Origin of the sequence: Streptomyces sp. NPDC052225 (assembly GCF_040679615.1) — a bacterium.
Classification (GTDB): Bacteria; Actinomycetota; Actinomycetes; order Streptomycetales; family Streptomycetaceae; genus Streptomyces.
Genome location: NZ_JBFAVD010000013.1, coordinates 31,613 through 49,140 on the forward strand (window position 1 = coordinate 31,613; position 17,528 = coordinate 49,140).

Consider the following 17,528-nt stretch of genomic DNA (forward strand, 5'->3'; position numbering starts at 1 on the left):
GTTGAGCAGAACTCAACACGGCCTCGTCAAAAACCGAAGTTCAGGCGGTATTGCGATGCTGACTGGCGCATCAGTCAGAGCCTCAACGCCCCACCGCCACCCGCGCCGCGGGCCCCCTCCGCCCGTCGACCCCCACCGGCACCAACTCCACGACACCGGAGCCGCCAGGCACCCCCGGCAGCCAGTACACGTCGTCGTACGCCCGCCCCAGCCACCGCCCGTCGCCGGCCATCAGGTCGTAGTGCGCCACGCCGCTCTGCGCGAGCCGCCACGACAGCACCAGCGCGCCGTCCGCCTCCGTCTCCTCGACCACGAACGCGTCCGGCACACCGGGCAGCTGGACCTCTCCCTCAGCCGGACGCAGCGCCAGCTCACCCACGCGCACCGCACACGAGGCGGCCCGCCCAGCGCTCACCCGCACGGCCAGTGCCGCGATCGTCCGGCCCGCGTACCCGCCGAGCGAGTGCCACGTCGTACGCCAGCCACCCGGCGACGGTTCGGCGGCCAGCCAGACCTGATCCTCCGGCGCATCGGCGAACACCAGGCCCACGTGCAGCGCGACGTCCCCCACTCCCCGGGCCGTCACCGACAGCCGCTCGCCGCCCGTGACCGCCAGCTCCGTCTTGTAGAGCCGCACCGCCGTCGCCTCGCCGGGGCCGAGCGCGCCGGTCAGGAGCAGTGACGTACCGCCGTCGTACGCGTCCGCGTGGTCGAAGTCGACGCCGACCCCCCGCGCGCCCCGCGTCAGGAACTGCCAGGTGGGCAGCACGTCCTGGATGCCTGCGTCGCACCAGTCGCCGTCGTGCGCGCGCCGCCCGCCGAGGAAGAACGCCCGCCCGTGCCCGGTGTTGAAGCGCGTCACGAACGGGAACGCGCCGATCACGGACCGCTCGGCGATGTAGTGCGCGACCCCGTCCCAGGCGTGCGGCTCGTCCCGGTCGCGCCGCTCGCGGTCGTGCGGGAGCGTGCGGCCGGTCCGGCTCGGGTCCTCGCGCGGGCCCGACCAGTACTGCCGCTCCCGGCGGAAGACGGCGTCCTGGTCGTCGGGGTCGGCGTGCCCGGGGTGCAGCTCCCACACGAAGTGCGAGCCGAGCAGTGCCCAGCTCGTCCGCGCCCGTCCGCCCTCCGGGAAGACGAGCCGCGGATCGTGGTCGGGGTCGAAGCCGAACTGCTCGTTCTCGGTGCCGTGGAAGACGACGGCGTACGGGTCGAGGCCCAGCCCGGCGGCTGTCGTGCGGGACAGCTCCACGCCCTCCTCGGTCATCCAGTAGTTGGCGAAGAAGCTGTCGGCAGCGCCGAGCCGCAGCCAGTCCGCGTTCGTCCCGTCCAGCCGGTTGCGGTAGTCGAGGTGCCCGTCCGGCGAGATCGTGTCGTACCACTGCACGTGGAATCCCTCGGGTGCCCGCGAGCGCAGATACCGCAGCAGCCGCATCAGCCGGCGCGCCTGGTCCGGCGGCGTCTCGGCCTCGTGGTTCACGAAGTAGCCGTCGAAGCCGAAGTACACGGCCATCGCGATCAGCGCGTCCGCCACCGGGAAGGATCCGTCGCCGCGCTCCTCCAGGTACTCCTCGAAGTCCCCGGAGCGCGGCCAGAACCAGCACCCCAGGCTGCGCACGCCGTTGCGGTGCGCGGCGTCCGTGTACGCGGGGTTGGGCAGATTGACCAGGCCGTGGTCCGGCTCGTCGACGGGGGAGCCGTCCACGGGAAGCCCGTGCCACGAGCCGAGGAAGTCGCTGTACTGCCAGAACCGCAGCAGCCGCCGCGCGAACACCGCGTCCCGCCGGTGGGCCGTCCAGAACTCCCCGTCGTAGTCGTTGCAGAGGTTCAACACCTGTGGCCCGTACGGGAGATGGGGGCGGGCCTGCGTCGCCGGGAACGGGGAGATGCGGGACGCCAGAGGCACCCGGGAGCGGAAGTGACGGGCCCAGCGGTCCGTCTCCGGGGACCAGTTCCTCAGCGCCGCCGCGTCGTACCCGTGCAGGAACGGGCGGCCGTTCACCCTTCCCCGCCCGGGGTCAGGCGCAGCGTCACCAGCTCGAAGGGAGTCAGGCGCAACGTCAACCCGTCGTCCTCCAAGGGGCGTTCGAGGAGATCGGTGCGGACCACGCCCGCCACCGCGAAGCTCGGCGTCACCCGCGCCGTCGCCCGTGCGCCGCGCGTCTCGTACAGCCGCACCACCACATCGCCCGACCCGTCGTCCGCGAGCTTCACCGCGCTGACCGCCACCGCGTCGTTGTCGACCGTGACGAGCGGCGCCACCGGCGCGGCGCCGCGGACGGTCCTGGCCGGAAGGTTGATCGCCGCGCCCTCGCGCACCGCGTCGCCGATCGTCGCCCCCACCACCAGGGCGTGCCGGAAGCGGTGCACGCCCTGGTCGGTCTCCGGGTCGGGGAAGCGCGGCGCGCGCAGCAGCGACACGCGCACCGTCGTCGTCCGCGCGGTGCGTGTCACGTCGTGCCCGTACGTCGAGTCGTTGACCAGGGCGACCCCCCAGTCCGGCTCCCCGACGTGCACGAAACGGTGGTTGCACGCCTCGAACTTGGCCGCGTCCCACGAGGTGTTGGTGTGGGTGGGCCGGTAGAAGTGCCCGAACTGGGTCTCCGACGCGTACTGCTGTGCCCGTACGTCGAGCGGGAACGCCAGCTTCAGGAACTTCTCCGTCTCGCGCCAGTCGACCTCCGTGGCGATGTCGAGGCGCCGCACGCCCGGCTCCAGGGTCAGCACCTGCGTCACCCGCGAGTCCCCGAAGGAACGGCCGACGCGTACGGCCGTCGCCGACTCCGCGACCAGTTCGTCGACGGCCGTCAGGTCCGTGCCGGTGTTCCGGTAGAACCGGTCCACGTCCCAGGCGTCCCACTGGTTGGGGAAGTCCGGGTGCAGTTGCAGCAGATTCGCGGCCGTACCCGCCGGCACCGTCTCGCGCTGTGCCGCGACGTCGTACACCGAGACGAGCAGGCCCCGACCGTCGACCTCGGCCCGCACCAGGCCGTTGTCCAGCACGAACCCGCCCCCCGGACGCGGCTGAACACGGGTCGCGCCGTCCGGTGCCCGGCGGACGTCCGCACCCCGCGCCGGGACGCCGGAGCGGCCGTGCGGGGCCGCGTTGAACTCCAGCTCCAGCGTGCCCTCCCCGGCCAGCGCGGCCTGCGCCGCCGCGATGATCCCGGTCAGCTCCCCGGCGACCCGCGCGTATGTGGCCCGCGCCTCCCGGTGCACCCAGGCGATCGACGAACCCGGCAGGATGTCGTGGAACTGGTGCAGCAGCACCGTCTTCCACAGCCGGTCCAACTCCTCGTACGGGTAAGGGAATCCGGTGCGTACAGCGGCCGTCGCCGCCCACAGTTCGGCCTCGTACAGGAGGTGCTCGCTGCGCCGGTTGCCCTGCTTCGTCTGCGCCTGGCTGGTCAGCGTCGCCCGGTGCAGTTCGAGGTAGAGCTCGCCGACCCACACCGGCGCGTCCGGGTACTCGGCCTCGGCCTTGGCGAAGAACGCGGCGGGCGGCTCCCACTCCACGGTCGGCGATCCGTCGAGCGAGCGCAGCCGCGCCGCCTTCGCCACCATCTCGCGCGTCGTGCCGCCCCCGCCGTCACCGAACCCGGTCGGTGCCAGCGAGTGGCTCGCGTGCCCCTTCTCCTTGAAGTTCCGTGCGGCGTGGGCGAGTTCACTGCCCTGCATCGAGCAGTTGTAGGTGTCCACCGGCGGAAAGTGCGTGAAGATCCGGGTGCCGTCGATGCCCTCCCACTGGAAGGTGTGGTGCGGGAACGTGTTCGTCTGTGACCACGAGATCTTCTGCGTCAGCAGCCACTTGGCGCCGGCCGCCTTGATGATCTGCGGCAGCCCGGCCGCGAAGCCGAACGTGTCCGGCAGCCACACCTCGTCGTTCTCCACGCCGAACTCGTCCAGGAAGAACCTTTTGCCGTGCGCGAACTGACGGGCCATCGCCTCCGAGCCCGGCATGTTCGTGTCCGACTCCACCCACATGCCGCCCGTCGGCACGAACCGCCCGTCGGCCACCGCCTTCTTCACCCGCGCGTACACCTCGGGCCGGTGCTCCTTGATCCAGGCGAGCTGCTGCGCCTGCGACATCGCGAAGACGAAGTCCGGTTCTTCGTCGAGGAGCTGGGTCATGTTGGCCGCCGTGCGGGCCACCTTGCGGACCGTCTCGCGCAGCGGCCACAGCCACGCCGAGTCGATGTGCGCGTGCCCCACCGCACTGATGCGGTGCGCGGTGGGCGAGGCCGGCGGGGCGAGCACGTCGACGAGTTCGGCGCGGGCCGCCCGCGCCGTGCCGTTCACGTCCTGGAGGTCGAGGGCGTCGAGCGAGCGCTCCACCGCCCGCAGCACCTCCCAGCGGCGCGCCCCCTCGACCGGCAGCTCGGCCATCAGCTCGCCGAGCACCTCCAGATCGTGCACGAGCTCCCACACCGTACGGTCGAACACCGCGAGGTCCATGCGTGCGAGCGTGTACTGCGGCTCGCTCCCGGCCGTCTCCACATCGCCCAACTCCGTCGGCCGGAACGGGTGGTAGTCGAGGATCACGGGGTTCGATGCCGCCTCGATCCGCAGGTCGACGCGCTCACCGCCGTGCACCCGGTCACCGATCCGCACCCACTGGTTGCGCGGGTTGAGCCCCTTCACCGGGGTGCCGTCCGGGCGGTACACGAGGCCCTCGCACTGGAACCCCGGCATGTTCTCGTCGAAGCCCAGATCGAGCAGCGCCTCCACGGTCTCGCCCGCCCACTCCTCGGGCACGGCCCCGGTCACCCGGAACCAGCTCGTGCCCCACGGCGCACCCCACCGCGCGCCCACCGCGATCGGCTCATGGCCGGCCGCGAGTCCCTCCGCGACCGGCACCGGCTCACCCGGCGCATGCCACACGGACACGTCGAGCGGCACCGAGCGCGGATACACGGCGGGCCGGATGCGCTCGCCGAGCACCCGGCGCAACCGGGACTCGACCAGGGAACGGTCGTCATGCATGAGGCAACTCCCGTACGAGAAAGGGGGGGATGGCGATGAAGAGGGTGATGGGGGCGGTTCAGGCAACGTTGTCAGGCGTGACGACCTCGGTGATCCCGCGCGCCGCGAGATGCTCCGCGTCGGCGGCGCGGCTCGCGAGCACCGCCGTCGGACGCACCCCCTCGGCGGCCAGCGCGGCGAACGCCTCGAAGACCGGGCCGCCCGGCGCGCACACCGAGCGGTGCGGCGCGAGGTCGTCGTCGCCCGCGTCCACGACCAGCGCGGTGGTGCGCGGCGCGGGGGAGTGGTCGCGCCCGCGCCACTCGGCGGCGAGCCGCGCGACCGCCTTCCCGGCCGGTTTCACCGCGCCGTCGTTGGTCAACAGGCCCAGCGAATACTCCAGTTCGGGAAAGTCGGCCAGGTCCCGCGACACGTCGTGCGAGCACCACCACGTGATGCCCCACAGGTCGGGGCAGTCCAGGACGGCCCCGATCGTCGCCTCCGTGAACCGGTCCGCGTGCTCCGCCGGGATCAGCGGCTGCGGCGCCCCGACCTCCTGCAACCACACCGGCCTGCGCGGATCGTCCGCCCACGCCTTGGACAGCTCGACGAGATAGGCCGCGTGCCCGTACGTCGCCGGGCCGTCCTTGCCGTGCCGCTGCGCCGTCCCGTTGAACACCCACGAGTGGACCGCCGTCAGCGCCCCGAGCCGTGCCGCGTGCGCCGGGGTGAACGGCTGGTCGTCCTGGTACCACGACGCGTCGTACTCGGCGTGCAGATGCGTCCGGCCCGGCGCCCCTTCCTCGCACGCGGCGAGGACCGTCGCCAGCCACCTGCCCGCCTGCTCGGCGGAGATGCGGTCCGGGTCGGGGTGCGGGGGACCGGCGGCGAACTGGGCGATCTCGTTGCCGATCGTCATCCCGATGAAGTTCGGCCGGTCCGCGAGTGCCGCGGCCAGGGTGCGCAGATACTCCGCCTGCGCGGTCACCACGGCCGGGTCGGTGAACAGATTGCGCCGATGCCACGTCCGCGTCCACGCGGGCAGGAAGTCGAAGCTGGACAGATGCCCCTGGAGCCCGTCGACGTTCACGTCGAGACCGCGCTCACCGGCCGCGTCCGCCAGCGCGACGAGCTGCTCCACCGCACGCGGCCTGATCAGCGAGCGGTTCGGCTGGAACACCGGCCACAGCGGGAACACCCGCACATGGTCGACACCCAGCGACGCGATCGCGTCGAGGTCGGCGCGCACGGCGTCCAGGTCGAAGTCCAGCCAGTGATGGAACCAGCCCTGAGAGGGGGTGTAGTTGACACCGAAACGCATCGTGGAATTCCCGCTCCTAGGAAGTCGGTGTACCGGCAGCGATCGTGAGCCACACCGAAGGCGCACGTCAACAGGGCGTCACCGCACGGAAATTGGCCCCCTCCCGCCCTCTTGCCGAACCAGCTATAGCGCTTTAGCGTGCTCCGCACTCAAGCGCTTGAGTAACGACCGCTCACGCCACGACCGCTCACGCCACGACCGCTCACGCCACGACCGCTCACGCCACGACCGCTCACGCCACGACCGCTCCAGTCGCGATCCATGTCGTCCCGCATCGGGAGGAGGCACCTCGTGCGCCGCGTTCCGGCCAGACGCCCCACCATCAAGGACATCGCCCGGCAGGCCGGCGTGTCCGAGAGCGCCGTCTCCTTCGCGCTCAACGGCAGGCCCGGGGTCTCCGACGCCACCCGCGAGCGGGTGCGCCGCGTCGCCGACGAGCTCGGCTGGCGGCCCAGCGCCGCCGCCCGCGCGATGGCAGGCGAGGGCCCCGCCACCATCGGTCTCGTCCTCGCCCGCCCCGCCAGCACCCTCGGCGTCGAGTCGTTCTTCCTCCAACTCGTCTCCGGCATCCAGGAAGTGCTCTCCCTGCGCCGCTTCGGGCTGCTCTTCCAGGTCGTCGAGGACATCGACGCCGAATGCGACGCCTACCGCCGCTGGTGGGCCGAGCACCGCGTCGACGGCGTCCTGGTCGTCGACCCGCGCGCCGCCGACCCGCGCCCGCCGCTCCTCGACGGACTCGGACTCCCGGCCGTCGTCATCGGCTCGCTTCCCCCCGGAGACGACGGCACGGGCCACCCCGGCATCGCCAACCTGTGGGCCGACGACGCCCGCGCCATGGCCGGCATCGTCGAGCGGCTGCACGCGCTCGGCCACCGCCGCATCGCCCACGTCGCAGGACTGCCCGACCTCGCGCACACCCGGCGCCGCATCGACTCGCTGCGCGCCGAGGCCGAGCGGTACGGCATCGACGCCCGCTCCCTGACCACCGACTACTCCGACACCGAGGGCGCCAAGACCACCCGCCGCGTCCTCGACTCCGACGCGCCGCCCACCGCGATCGTCTACGACAACGACGTCCTGGCCGTCGCGGGCCTCGGGGTCGCCGCCGAACGCGGCATCCCCGTACCGGACCGGCTTTCCCTCGTCGCCTGGGACGACTCGGTGCTGTGCCGCTCCACGCACCCCGCGCTCACCGCCCTGGTCCGCGACACCGCGGCGTTCGGGCGGCGGGCCGCGGAGGAACTGTTCGCACTCCTCGACGGCGGTCCCGCACGCCGCGTCGAGGACGCACTCCCGCACCTCCTGGAGCGCGGCTCGACCGCGCCCGCCCCCTGAAAGCCCGTCTTGCACGACCGGAACCGCTGCGCCGCCCCCCACCAGGCCCGTCACACGATCAGACAACGATGTCGACCGTCGACCGGAGGTATCCGTCCCCCATGGCACCCACCTCGCGCACCCCCTTGACCCGCTCGGTTCTCATCGGCACCGCCGCCCTCGCCCTCGCCCTCACCGGGTGTTCCGCCACCCCCACGGCCTCCAAGGGCGGCGGCGCCGACTCCCTCACCGTGAACCTCGGGTACGCGGGCACCACCATCACCCGCAACTTCAACCCCTTCTCCCTCAAGGCCACCCAGGGCACCTTCGGCTTCCAGTACGAGTCGCTGTTCGGCTTCAACATCCTCCAGGGCGGCAAGTTCGTGCCCTGGCTCGTCACCAAGTACGACTGGGCCGACGGCGGCAAGAAGATCACCCTGCACCTCGACCCGCGCGCCAACTGGAGCGACGGCTCGCCGCTCACCGCCTCCGACGTCGTGTTCACCGTGGACTACATCCGCGACCAGAAGCTCCAGCCGTCGTCCGGCACCTTCGCGTACAAGAAGGCGACCGCGGTCGACGCGCACACCGTCGAGATCACCTTCAAGGAGCCCGCCTACTCCAAGCTGAACGTCATCGGCGGCCTCACCCCGGTGCCCGCCAAGCTCTGGAAGGGCAAGGACGGGCAGACCTTCACCAACCCGGACCCGGTCGGCTCGGGCGCGTACAAGCTGGGCCAGTTCAGCGCGCAGCAGCTCACCTTCGAGGCGCGCGACGACTACTGGAAGCAGAAGAACGTCCCCGTGAAGACGGTCAAGGCGCCCGTCGTCGCCGGGGCGTCCGAGATCGGCAAGCTGCTGCGCGGCGACATCGAGTGGAGCGGCGGCGCCGTCGCCGACGTCAAGAAGCAGTACGTGGACGCCGACCCGAAGAACCATCACGCCTGGTACCCCACCTACGGCGGGCTGTACATGTTCTTCAACCACACCAAGGCGCCGTTCAAGGACGTCCACGTCCGCAAGGGACTCTCCCTCGCCGTCGACCGCTCCGAACTCGCCCAGCTCGGCAACCCCGGCATGTTCAACACCCTCAACCTCACCGGCCTCGACTCCAAGACGCAGGGCAAGTGGATCGACCCGAAGTACGCCGACGCCGACCAGCCGAAGCCCGAACTCGCCGCTGCCTACAAGGAGTTCGAGAAGGCCGGATACAAGAAGCAGGGCGGCGAACTGGTCGGCCCCGACGGCAAGCAGCTCTCCTTCACCATCATCGAGGTCTCCGACTTCGGCGACTCCATCCAGCGCGACAAGGTCATCGCCGAACAACTGAAGAAGGCCGGTGTCAAGGTCGACGTGCAGGCGCTGCCGAACGGACAGGTGGACCAGCGCAGGCGCGAGGCCAAGTTCGACGTCGTCGTCGGCGGCGCCGTCTACGGCAACACGCCCTTCAGCTTCTACCAGGACATGCTGGCCTCGAAGAACGCCGGCGTGTGGTGCAACTACGGCCACTACAAGAGCAAGAAGGTCGACGCCCTCCTCGCCGACCTGGAGAGCTCCGGCGACGAGGCCACCATCAAGAAGACCTCGGCCGAACTGGAGAAGGTCATGATCGAGGACGTGCCCGCCGCCCCGCTCATCACCATCGGCGCCTCGGCCGAGTACAACAGCAAGAACTGGACCGGCTGGCCCGACGCCGACGACCCGTACGCCAACCCTGCCCCCTGGTCGGGCACCATCAACGCGATGGCGATTCTGCTCAACCTCCGTCCGGCGAAGGGCAATTGACCGCCATGGCCATCGATGTCGGCGCCGTCGTCCCGGCTCCCGCCGAGACGCGGGCACGGCGGCCCCGCAACGGCGCCGCCCGCTACTTCCTGCGCCGCCTCGGCTTCTACGCCCTCGCCACCTGGGTCGCCCTCACCCTCAACTTCCTCATCCCGCGCCTGATGCCGGGCGACCCGGCGTCCGCGCTCGTCATGCAGATGCAGCAGAAACAGGCCCTGTCCTCCGAGCAAGTGGCCAGCATCTACAAGCTGTTCGGCAAACCGGGCGAACCTTTGTGGGACCAGTACGTCACCTACGTGGGCCAGGTCCTCCACTTCGACTTCGGCATCTCGATCGCGTACTACCCGACCCCCGTGTGGGAGGTGATCCGCACCGGTCTGCCGTGGACGATCGGCCTGGTCGGCCTGACCGCCGTCCTCGCGTTCGTGCTCGGCACGGCGGCCGGCGTGGTGTGCGGCAGCCGGGTCGGCTCCCGCTTCGACTCGATCGCCACCCCCGCCGCGATGTTCCTCGGCTCGCTGCCGTACTTCTGGGTGGCGCTGCTGCTCCTCATGGCGTTCGGCGCGCAGCTCGGCTGGCTGCCGCTGGGCGGCGGTTACGACGGCGACCTGGTGCCGTCCTTCGACGGCCCGTTCCTGGCGAGCGTCGTCAGCCACGGCATCCTGCCCGCCCTCACCGTCGTCCTCTCCTCGGTCGGCGGCTGGCTGGTCGGCATGCGCAACATGATGGTGACGACGGTCTCCGAGGACTACGTTCTCCTCGCCCGCGCCAAGGGCCTGTCCAAGGGCCGGGTGATGTTCCAGTACGCGGCCCGAAACGCGGTCCTGCCGAGCGTCGCCGGGTTCGCCCTCACCATCGGCACGGTCGTCAGCGGCCAGCTCCTGGTCGAGATCGTCTTCGCCTACCCGGGCGTCGGCTACCTCCTCTACCAGGCGGTCACGAACGTCGACTACCCGCTGATGCAGGCCCTGTTCCTGAACGTGTCCCTGTCCGTCCTGGCCGCGAACTTCCTCGCCGACTCGGTGTACGGGCTCATCGACCCCCGCGCGAGGGAGACCCGCTCATGACGGTGCCGCGCATCCCCCTGCCCGAGAACCGCAAGGTCCGCGCCGGACTCGCCGTCCTCGCCGGCTTCATCCTCGTCGCCCTGCTCGGCCCGTACGTCGTCGAGCACTGGTTGGGCCTGTCCCCGTCGGACATCCACACGGCCGACGCCCTGCAAGGCCCGTCCGCCTCCCACCCGCTGGGCACGACGGCCACCGGCGAGGACGTCCTCGCGCAGGTCGTCGTGGGCGCGCGCGTCTCGCTCCTGGTCGGCCTGGTCGCGGGCACGGTGACGACGGTCCTGTCCGTTCTCGTCGGCGTGAGCGGCGGCTACCTCGGCGGCCGTACGGACTCGCTCCTCACCGCGATCACCAACGTCAGCCTCGTCATCCCCGGCATGCCGCTCCTGATCATCATCGCGAGCTATGTACAGGGCCGCGGCGGCTGGCTCGCGGTCGCCCTCATCATCGGACTCACCGCATGGCCGTGGGGCGCCCGCCAAAAACGCGCCCAGACCCTGTCCTTGCGCCACCGGGACTTCGTCACCGCGGCGGAGATGACGGGGGAGAGCCGCTGGGGCGTCATCACCCGCGAACTCATCCCGAGCCTCGCCCCGATCATCTCCGTGAGCTTCCTCGGCGCGGTCGTCGGCTCGATGTTCGCCGACGCGGGCCTGGCGTTCATCGGGCTCGGCAACATCAACATCACCAGCTGGGGCTCGATGCTGTACTGGGCCCAGAACGGCTCGGCGCTCTCCCGCGGCGCCTGGTGGTGGTTCGTCCCGCCGGGCGCCTGCATCGCCCTGGTCGGCCTGGCCGCGGGCCTCGTCAACTTCGGCATGGACGAGATCTCCAACCCGCGCATGCGCCGCCCGGCGAAGGCGGCCCGCCGCCTGGCGGCGCATGCCGCCCGAGGGGCGCGCCCGAAGGTGCCGACCGCAGGTCGGCCTTTCAGGGGCGCGGGGCGGCATCCATCAGTGGCTCCGCCACGGGGCGCGACCAGCCACGACGAACCCGCACCGGCGAACGACACCTCAACCGCCCACGGCGCTTAGGCGAGGCCCATGACCCCCTCACCCACCCCGCTCCTCACCGTCCGCGACCTCACCGTCGACTACTACGACCAGGTCAACCCGGTCCACGCCGTCCGCGGCGTCGACCTGACCCTGCACCGCGGAGAGACCCTCGGCATCGTCGGCGAGAGCGGCTGCGGCAAATCCACCCTGGTCACCGCCGTCACCAGACTGCTGCGCCCACCGGCCGTCACCACGGCGGGCAGCGTCGTCCTGCACCCCAGGGACGGCGCCCCCGTGGACCTCCTGCGCCTGACGGAGCGCGAACTGAACACACTGCGCTGGGAGAAGATCGCCGTCGTCCTCCAGTCCGCGATGAACGCCCTGAACCCCGTGATGCGCCTGGGCACCCAGTTCACCGACGTGCTGCGCCGCCACCGCGGCCTGTCCAAGCGCGCGGCCCAGGAACGGGCGGCCGAACTCCTCGCCATGGTCGGCATCCCCGCCGACCGGCTGCGCTCCTACGCCCACGAACTCTCCGGCGGAATGCGCCAGCGCGCCACGATCGCCCTCGCGCTCGCCTGCGACCCCGACCTCGTCGTCATGGACGAGCCGACCACGGCCGTCGACGTCGTCATGCAACGCCAGATCCTGCGCCAAGTGGCCCGACTCAAGGCCGAGCTGGGGTTCTCGGTCGTGTTCATCACGCACGACCTGTCCCTCCTCATCGAGATCGCCGACCGCATCGCCGTGATGTACGCCGGTGAGGTCGTCGAGACCGGCCCGGCCCGCCGCCTCTACACCGACCCGCGCCACCCGTACACGGCGGCCCTGCGCGGCGCGTTCCCCCCGCTGCACGGACCGCGCCGCGAGATCGCCGGGATCCCCGGCTCCCCGCCCGGGCTGCGCACCCCGCCCACCGGCTGCGCCTTCCACCCGCGCTGCCCCCACCGCTTCGCGCCCTGCGACCACCAGACCCCGGTGCCGACCGACGACGAGCACGGCACGGTCGCCTGCCATCTCCTCGCAGGCCCCGCCCCGACCACCCGAGAGGACGGCCGGCATGCCCGTACCTGAGCCCCGTACCGCATCGGCCACCCCGGTCCTGGAGGCCCGCGCGGTCACCAAACGCTTCCCGTTGCACGGCCCCGGGCAGCACGGAAAGGAAGTCCACGCCCTTGAGGAGACGAGCCTCGCCCTGCACGAGGGACGGATCACCGCGCTCGTCGGCGAATCCGGCAGCGGCAAGTCGACCCTCGCCCGGCTGCTCGCCCTCGCGCACCCGCCCACCGACGGCGAGATCCGCCTCGACGGCGCCGCCGTGCAGCAGGCCAGGACGGCCCGCGGCCGGCGCGCGTACCACCGGCAGGTGCAGATGGTCTTCCAGGACCCCTTCTCGTCCCTGAGCCCGGTCCACCGCGTGCGCTACATCCTCGGCCGCCCGCTCCAGCTGCACGGCCACGCCTCAGGACGCGCCCAACTCGACGCACAGATCGCCCAGTTGCTGGAGCGCGTCAATCTCACCCCCGCCGACCAGTACATCGACAAGTTCCCGCACGAACTCTCCGGCGGGCAGCGCCAGCGCGTCGCCATCGCCCGCGCCCTCGCCGCCCGCCCCAAGGTCCTGCTCGGCGACGAACCCGTCTCCATGCTCGACGTGTCCATCCGCCTCGACATCCTCAACCTCCTCAACCGGCTCCGCGACGACGAGGGCCTGGCCATCCTGTACATCACCCACGACATCGCCAGCGCCCGCTACTTCGCCGACGAGATCAAGGTCCTGTACGCGGGCCAGCTCGTCGAGTCCGGGCCGGGCGACGCCGTCGTGGAGCGCCCCCTGCACCCGTACACCCGCCTCCTGCTCGAATCGGCCCCCGACCCGGACCGCGGCGGCCTGCTCGACGAGCCCGACGTCGTCGACGACGCCGAGACCCTCGGCGAACCGCCCTCGCTGGTCGACCCGCCCACGGGCTGCCGCTTCCACCCGCGCTGCCCGCTCGCCCGCCCCGTCTGCGCCACCGCGTTCCCCGCGCGCACGCACGTCGAAGGCGGGCAGTGGGTGCACTGCTGGAGCTACGACGAGGAGCACTACGCGTGAGTCAACTCCCGCCGGCCAAAGCCTGGTTCACCGACGCCAGGCTCGGCATCTTCATCCACTGGGGCATCTACAGCGTCGACGGAGTCGCCGAATCCTGGTCCTTCTTCCACGGCCAGGTCCCGTACGACACCTACATGGCCCAGCTGGACGGCTTCACCGCCGAACGCTTCGACCCCGACGCGTGGGCCGACCTCTTCGTGCGCGCCGGAGCCCGCTACGCCGTCCTCACCGCCAAGCACCACGACGGGGTCGCCCTCTGGGACACCCACGCGAACGACCTGTCCGTCGTCAAGCGCACCCCCGCCGGACGCGACCTGGTCCGCGAGTACGCCGACGCCCTGCGCCGGCGCGGTATCAAGGTCGGCCTCTACTACTCCCACCTCGACTGGTCCCACCCCGACTACGCCACGATCCGCCCCGAGGGGCAGGACCCCGACGACCGCGGCAACCCCTGCTCGATGCCCGCCGCCGGCGACGAGGACCCCGCCCGCTGGGACGCCTTCCTCGCCTTCCACCGCGCCCAGCTCACCGAACTCATCGACCTGTTCGCACCCGACCTGCTCTGGTTCGACGGCGAGTGGGAGCGCACCGCCGGGCAGTGGCGGATGGCCGAACTCGCCGCCTTCCTCGCCGAGAAGGCCCCGCACACCGTCGTCAACGGCCGCCTCACCGGATACGGCGACTACGCCACCCCTGAACAGGGAGTCCCCGTAGAACCCCCGCGCGGGCCCTGGGAGTTGTGCCTCACCATCAACGACTCCTGGGGCTACCAGCCACAGGACGACCACCACAAATCCCCGCGCCAACTGGTCCGCGTTCTCGCCGAGACCGCGGGCGGCGGCGGCAACCTCCTGCTCGACGTCGGCCCCCGCGCCGACGGCACGATCCTGCCCGGACAAGCCGACCGGCTGCGCGAGTTGGGCGCCTGGGCCGACCTGCACCGCGACGCCCTGTACGGCACCGGACGCGGCCTGCCGCACGGCCACCACTACGGCCCCTCCACCCTCTCCGCCGACCGCCGCACCCTCTACCTGTTCCTCTTCGACCGGCCGAACGAGTACGTCGTCCTGCGCGGCGTCCGCAACGCGGTGAGCGCCGCGCGGCTCCTCGGCAGCGGCACACCGGTGCGCCACGAACGCGTCGGCGGGCTCGGCGACGTACCCGGCTGGGAGTACCTGTACGTGTCCGACGAGCAGCTCGACCCGCTGTGCAGCGTGATCGCCGTCGACCTCGACGGCGAACTCGACCTGTACCGCGAACACACCCGCGACTGACCGCATGCGACTTCTGGAGGCGCCTCGTATGACCCCCGCCCGAAGAACCCTCAAGGCCGGCACCACGGCCGCCCTGCTGCTCGCCGCGTCCCTCGGCGCGGCCCCGACCGCCACAGCCGCCGCCCCGGAGCAGGCGGCCCTGCCCACCGTCTCGCCGACGCCGCAGCACCTCACCCGCGCGGGCGCCGACGTCCCGCTGCCCGCCCGCGCCGAACTCGTCGTCGACGACGGCACCGACGCCGCCGCCCGCACCCTGGTCACCAAGATCCTCAAGGATCACGGCGTGGAGCGGGTCCAGGTGACGGCGAAGGCCTCCGGCCGCGCCCCGCTCACCGTCCTGCTCGGCCCCGCCGCCCGCCCCGACATCGCCCGCGCCCTGCGCGGCACCGACGTCCCCGCGCACGCCGAGGGGTACGCGCTGCGCGCCGCGCACGGCACCGTCGCCCTCGGCGGCACCGACGCCACCGGCCAGTTCTACGCCGCCCAGACCCTGCGCCAGCTCGTCACCCGGCACACCGTCGCCGGCGCCTCGGTCTCCGACCACCCCTCGATGCGGCTGCGCGGCTCCATCGAGGGTTTCTACGGCCCGCCATGGACCACCGCCGAACGCCTCGACCAGATGGACTTCCTCGGCGAGGTCAAGTCCAACACGTACGTGTACGCGCCCAAGGACGACCCGTACCACCGCGACAAGTGGCGCGACCCGTACCCCGCCGACAAGTTGAAGGAGCTCGGCGACCTGGTCGACCGGGCCGCGGCCAACCACGTCCGCTTCACGTTCGCCGTCTCACCCGGCGGCTCCATCTGCTACTCGGACCCCGCCGACGTCAAGGCCCTGACCGCCAAGCTCCAGGCCCTCTACGACCTGGGCGTCCGTTCCTTCTCCGTACCGCTGGACGACATCAGCTACACGAAGTGGAACTGCGCCGGCGACCAGACCACGTTCGGCGCACCGGGGCGCGGCCCCGCCGCCCAGGCCCAGGTGGGCCTCCTGAACACCCTCCAACAGGACTTCGTCGCCACCCACGACGACACCCACGCCCTCCAGATGGTGCCCACCGAATACGGCGACCTCACCGACACCGCGTACAAGCAGGAGCTCCGCGCGCACCTCGACCCGGCCGTCGAAGTGATGTGGACCGGCACCGACGTCGTCCCGCCCGAGATCACCAACTCCCAGGCGCAGCAAGCCTCCAAGCTGTTCGGCCGCAAGGTCTTCGTCTGGGACAACTACCCGGTCAACGACTTCGGCCGCACCGCGGGACGCCTCCTCCTCGCCCCCTACGACAAGCGCGAGGCAGGCCTCTCCGACAACCTCAGCGGTCTCGTCTCCAACCCCATGAACCAGGAGGCGGCCAGCAAACTCGCCGTCTTCACCATGTCCGACTTCGCGTGGAACGACCGCGGCTACGACCGCACCCGCTCCGCCCGCCAGTCGGCGCTGCACCTCGCGGGCGGCGACGCACGCGTCGCCGACGCCGTCCAGGTCTTCGTCGACCTGAACCACATGGCGCCGACGTTCGGATCGACCCCGTGGCAGCCCCAGTCACCCATCCTGAGCGCGCGGTTGGCGTCCTTCTGGAAGACGTACGACACCGACCCGCGAGCCGCGCTGCGGGTCCTCGCCCCCACCGCCGCCACCATCGAGCGCACCCCCGCAGTCCTGCGCGCCGGCGTCCCCGACCCGCTCTTCCTCCACGACGCCGACCGCTGGCTGACCGCCACCGAACACTGGGGCGCGGCTCTGCGCCACGGCCTCACGGCCCTGAAGGCGATCAGCGCCCACGACGAGCCCGCGGCGGCAGCGGCCCGCAAGGCGATGGACACGGAGGCCGACACGGCCGCCCACGTCACGGTCGACCCGGCCGAACACCACCAGACGGGACCGGTGAAGATCGCCGACCCCTACCTCCAGGACTTCGTGACGAAGGTGGACGCCCTGCACGACACGTCGCTGGGCTTGCAACCGCTGCGTCAACTGGCCCTGAACAAGACGGCAGTTCAGGTCTCCGACTACGACCCGGGCGACGGCACCCGCCCCTACGGCGCGGCCAAGGCCGTGAACGGCGACCGCTACGACTTCTCCACCACGAGCGGGAAGGAAGCACAGCCCTGGTGGCAGGTCGACCTCGGCGCAGGCGCCGACCTGGAGCGGATCGACGTCCACAACCGCACGGACTGCTGTGCCGACCGGGTCAAGGACTACTACGTCCTGGTCTCCGACGCCCCCTTCACCGGCACCCTCACCGACCAGCTCACCAAACCCGGCGTCTGGTTCCACCACGAAACAGCCCAGGCGGGAGGCCCGACCTCCATCTCCGTCGCGCAGCACGGGCGTTACGTCCGGGTATGGCTCGCGAGCGAGAAGCCGGTCGAGCTGAACGTCGCGGAGGTGGAGGTGTTCGGCAGGTCGGCCGGGTGAGGCGGAGGGGGTGAGTCACGCGGTCGCACGTCAGGGGTAGTGCCGCTCCAGGACGCGGCGCACCCGGTGGCGGGGTCGTCACCGGGACGCCGGATCCACCGGCCGGCCGATGGACTCGAAGCGTCGCGGCATCGCGATGCCGCGCCGTACCCGGTCGTACAGCGCCGAGTTGAGGTGGACCGACGCCGAGAAGCTCCAGCGCGTCCGCGAACGACAGCATGTGCCTGACCCCATGCGACCGCACCCTCGTGCTCCGCCCTCACACCGGCTCCCCACCGTACGAGCGCGCCGCGGGAACCA

General features: G+C 71.5%; 12 protein-coding genes. 8 read left to right on the forward strand and 4 right to left on the reverse strand.

Translation table 11 applies throughout. The features are described 5' to 3' along the window. Positions 1-82: 82 nt before the first annotated feature. The 3 genes from AB0L37_RS20185 to AB0L37_RS20195 are packed head-to-tail and all read right to left on the reverse strand — an operon-like array spanning position 83 to position 6,280. Positions 83-1,999, reverse strand: a complete 1,917-nt coding sequence (locus tag AB0L37_RS20185; RefSeq protein ID WP_365506912.1) for a hypothetical protein — start codon at positions 1,997-1,999, stop codon at positions 83-85. After that, positions 1,996-4,980, reverse strand: a complete 2,985-nt coding sequence (locus tag AB0L37_RS20190) for a glycoside hydrolase family 38 C-terminal domain-containing protein (protein WP_365506915.1) — start codon at positions 4,978-4,980, stop codon at positions 1,996-1,998. Before AB0L37_RS20190 ends, AB0L37_RS20185 begins: the two co-directional genes overlap by 4 nt. Before the next feature lie 58 nt (positions 4,981-5,038). Beyond that, positions 5,039-6,280 carry a glycosyl hydrolase gene (locus tag AB0L37_RS20195; RefSeq protein ID WP_365506918.1) on the reverse strand — a complete coding sequence of 414 codons (1,242 nt, stop codon included), beginning with the start codon at positions 6,278-6,280 and terminating at the stop codon, positions 5,039-5,041. Between the two features lie 291 nt (positions 6,281-6,571). Between AB0L37_RS20195 and AB0L37_RS20200 the strand changes: the two genes are divergently transcribed. The 8 genes from AB0L37_RS20200 to AB0L37_RS20235 all read left to right on the forward strand — a co-directional run bounded on the left by AB0L37_RS20200 (position 6,572) and on the right by AB0L37_RS20235 (position 17,228). Continuing rightward, positions 6,572-7,615: a LacI family DNA-binding transcriptional regulator gene (locus AB0L37_RS20200; RefSeq protein WP_365506921.1), complete on the forward strand. Its 1,044-nt coding sequence runs from the start codon at positions 6,572-6,574 to the stop codon at positions 7,613-7,615. Positions 7,616-7,716: 101 nt separating this feature from the next. Then, entirely contained in the window at positions 7,717-9,378 is a 1,662-nt protein-coding gene (locus AB0L37_RS20205; protein WP_365506923.1) for an ABC transporter substrate-binding protein, read from the forward strand. A gap of 5 nt (positions 9,379-9,383) precedes the next feature. Next, the gene (locus tag AB0L37_RS20210) at positions 9,384-10,445 is read left to right on the forward strand and encodes an ABC transporter permease (protein WP_365506926.1); all 1,062 of its coding nucleotides are present in this window, start codon (positions 9,384-9,386) and stop codon (positions 10,443-10,445) included. Then, the gene (locus AB0L37_RS20215) at positions 10,442-11,476 is read left to right on the forward strand and encodes an ABC transporter permease (protein ID WP_365506929.1); all 1,035 of its coding nucleotides are present in this window, start codon (positions 10,442-10,444) and stop codon (positions 11,474-11,476) included. Before AB0L37_RS20210 ends, AB0L37_RS20215 begins: the two co-directional genes overlap by 4 nt. Positions 11,477-11,485: 9 nt before the next feature. After that, the gene (locus AB0L37_RS20220) at positions 11,486-12,511 is read left to right on the forward strand and encodes an ABC transporter ATP-binding protein (protein ID WP_365506930.1); all 1,026 of its coding nucleotides are present in this window, start codon (positions 11,486-11,488) and stop codon (positions 12,509-12,511) included. After that, positions 12,498-13,532 (forward strand): ABC transporter ATP-binding protein, encoded by a 1,035-nt coding sequence (locus AB0L37_RS20225; protein ID WP_365506933.1) that lies wholly within the window; start codon positions 12,498-12,500, stop codon positions 13,530-13,532. The genes AB0L37_RS20220 and AB0L37_RS20225 overlap by 14 nt, the downstream gene beginning before the upstream one ends. Continuing rightward, entirely contained in the window at positions 13,529-14,806 is a 1,278-nt protein-coding gene (locus AB0L37_RS20230) for an alpha-L-fucosidase (protein WP_365506936.1), read from the forward strand. Before AB0L37_RS20225 ends, AB0L37_RS20230 begins: the two co-directional genes overlap by 4 nt. Positions 14,807-14,834: 28 nt before the next feature. After that, positions 14,835-17,228: a beta-N-acetylglucosaminidase domain-containing protein gene (locus tag AB0L37_RS20235; protein ID WP_365506939.1), complete on the forward strand. Its 2,394-nt coding sequence runs from the start codon at positions 14,835-14,837 to the stop codon at positions 17,226-17,228. A 78-nt stretch (positions 17,229-17,306) separates the two neighbouring features. On the opposite strand, the gene AB0L37_RS20240 is transcribed toward AB0L37_RS20235, so the two are convergent. After that, positions 17,307-17,462, reverse strand: a complete 156-nt coding sequence (locus AB0L37_RS20240) for a hypothetical protein (protein WP_365506942.1) — start codon at positions 17,460-17,462, stop codon at positions 17,307-17,309. Positions 17,463-17,528: the final 66 nt, after the last annotated feature.

Coding starts and splice junctions, on each gene's coding strand:
- AB0L37_RS20190 (WP_365506915.1), bottom strand. CDS start 4,980: ATGCATGACGACCGTTCCCTGGTCGAGTCCCGGTTGCGCCGGGTGCTC.
- AB0L37_RS20195 (WP_365506918.1), bottom strand. CDS start 6,280: ATGCGTTTCGGTGTCAACTACACCCCCTCTCAGGGCTGGTTCCATCAC.
- AB0L37_RS20205 (WP_365506923.1), top strand. CDS start 7,717: ATGGCACCCACCTCGCGCACCCCCTTGACCCGCTCGGTTCTCATCGGC.
- AB0L37_RS20210 (WP_365506926.1), top strand. CDS start 9,384: ATGGCCATCGATGTCGGCGCCGTCGTCCCGGCTCCCGCCGAGACGCGG.
- AB0L37_RS20215 (WP_365506929.1), top strand. CDS start 10,442: ATGACGGTGCCGCGCATCCCCCTGCCCGAGAACCGCAAGGTCCGCGCC.
- AB0L37_RS20220 (WP_365506930.1), top strand. CDS start 11,486: ATGACCCCCTCACCCACCCCGCTCCTCACCGTCCGCGACCTCACCGTC.
- AB0L37_RS20225 (WP_365506933.1), top strand. CDS start 12,498: ATGCCCGTACCTGAGCCCCGTACCGCATCGGCCACCCCGGTCCTGGAG.
- AB0L37_RS20235 (WP_365506939.1), top strand. CDS start 14,835: ATGACCCCCGCCCGAAGAACCCTCAAGGCCGGCACCACGGCCGCCCTG.
- AB0L37_RS20240 (WP_365506942.1), bottom strand. CDS start 17,462: ATGGGGTCAGGCACATGCTGTCGTTCGCGGACGCGCTGGAGCTTCTCG.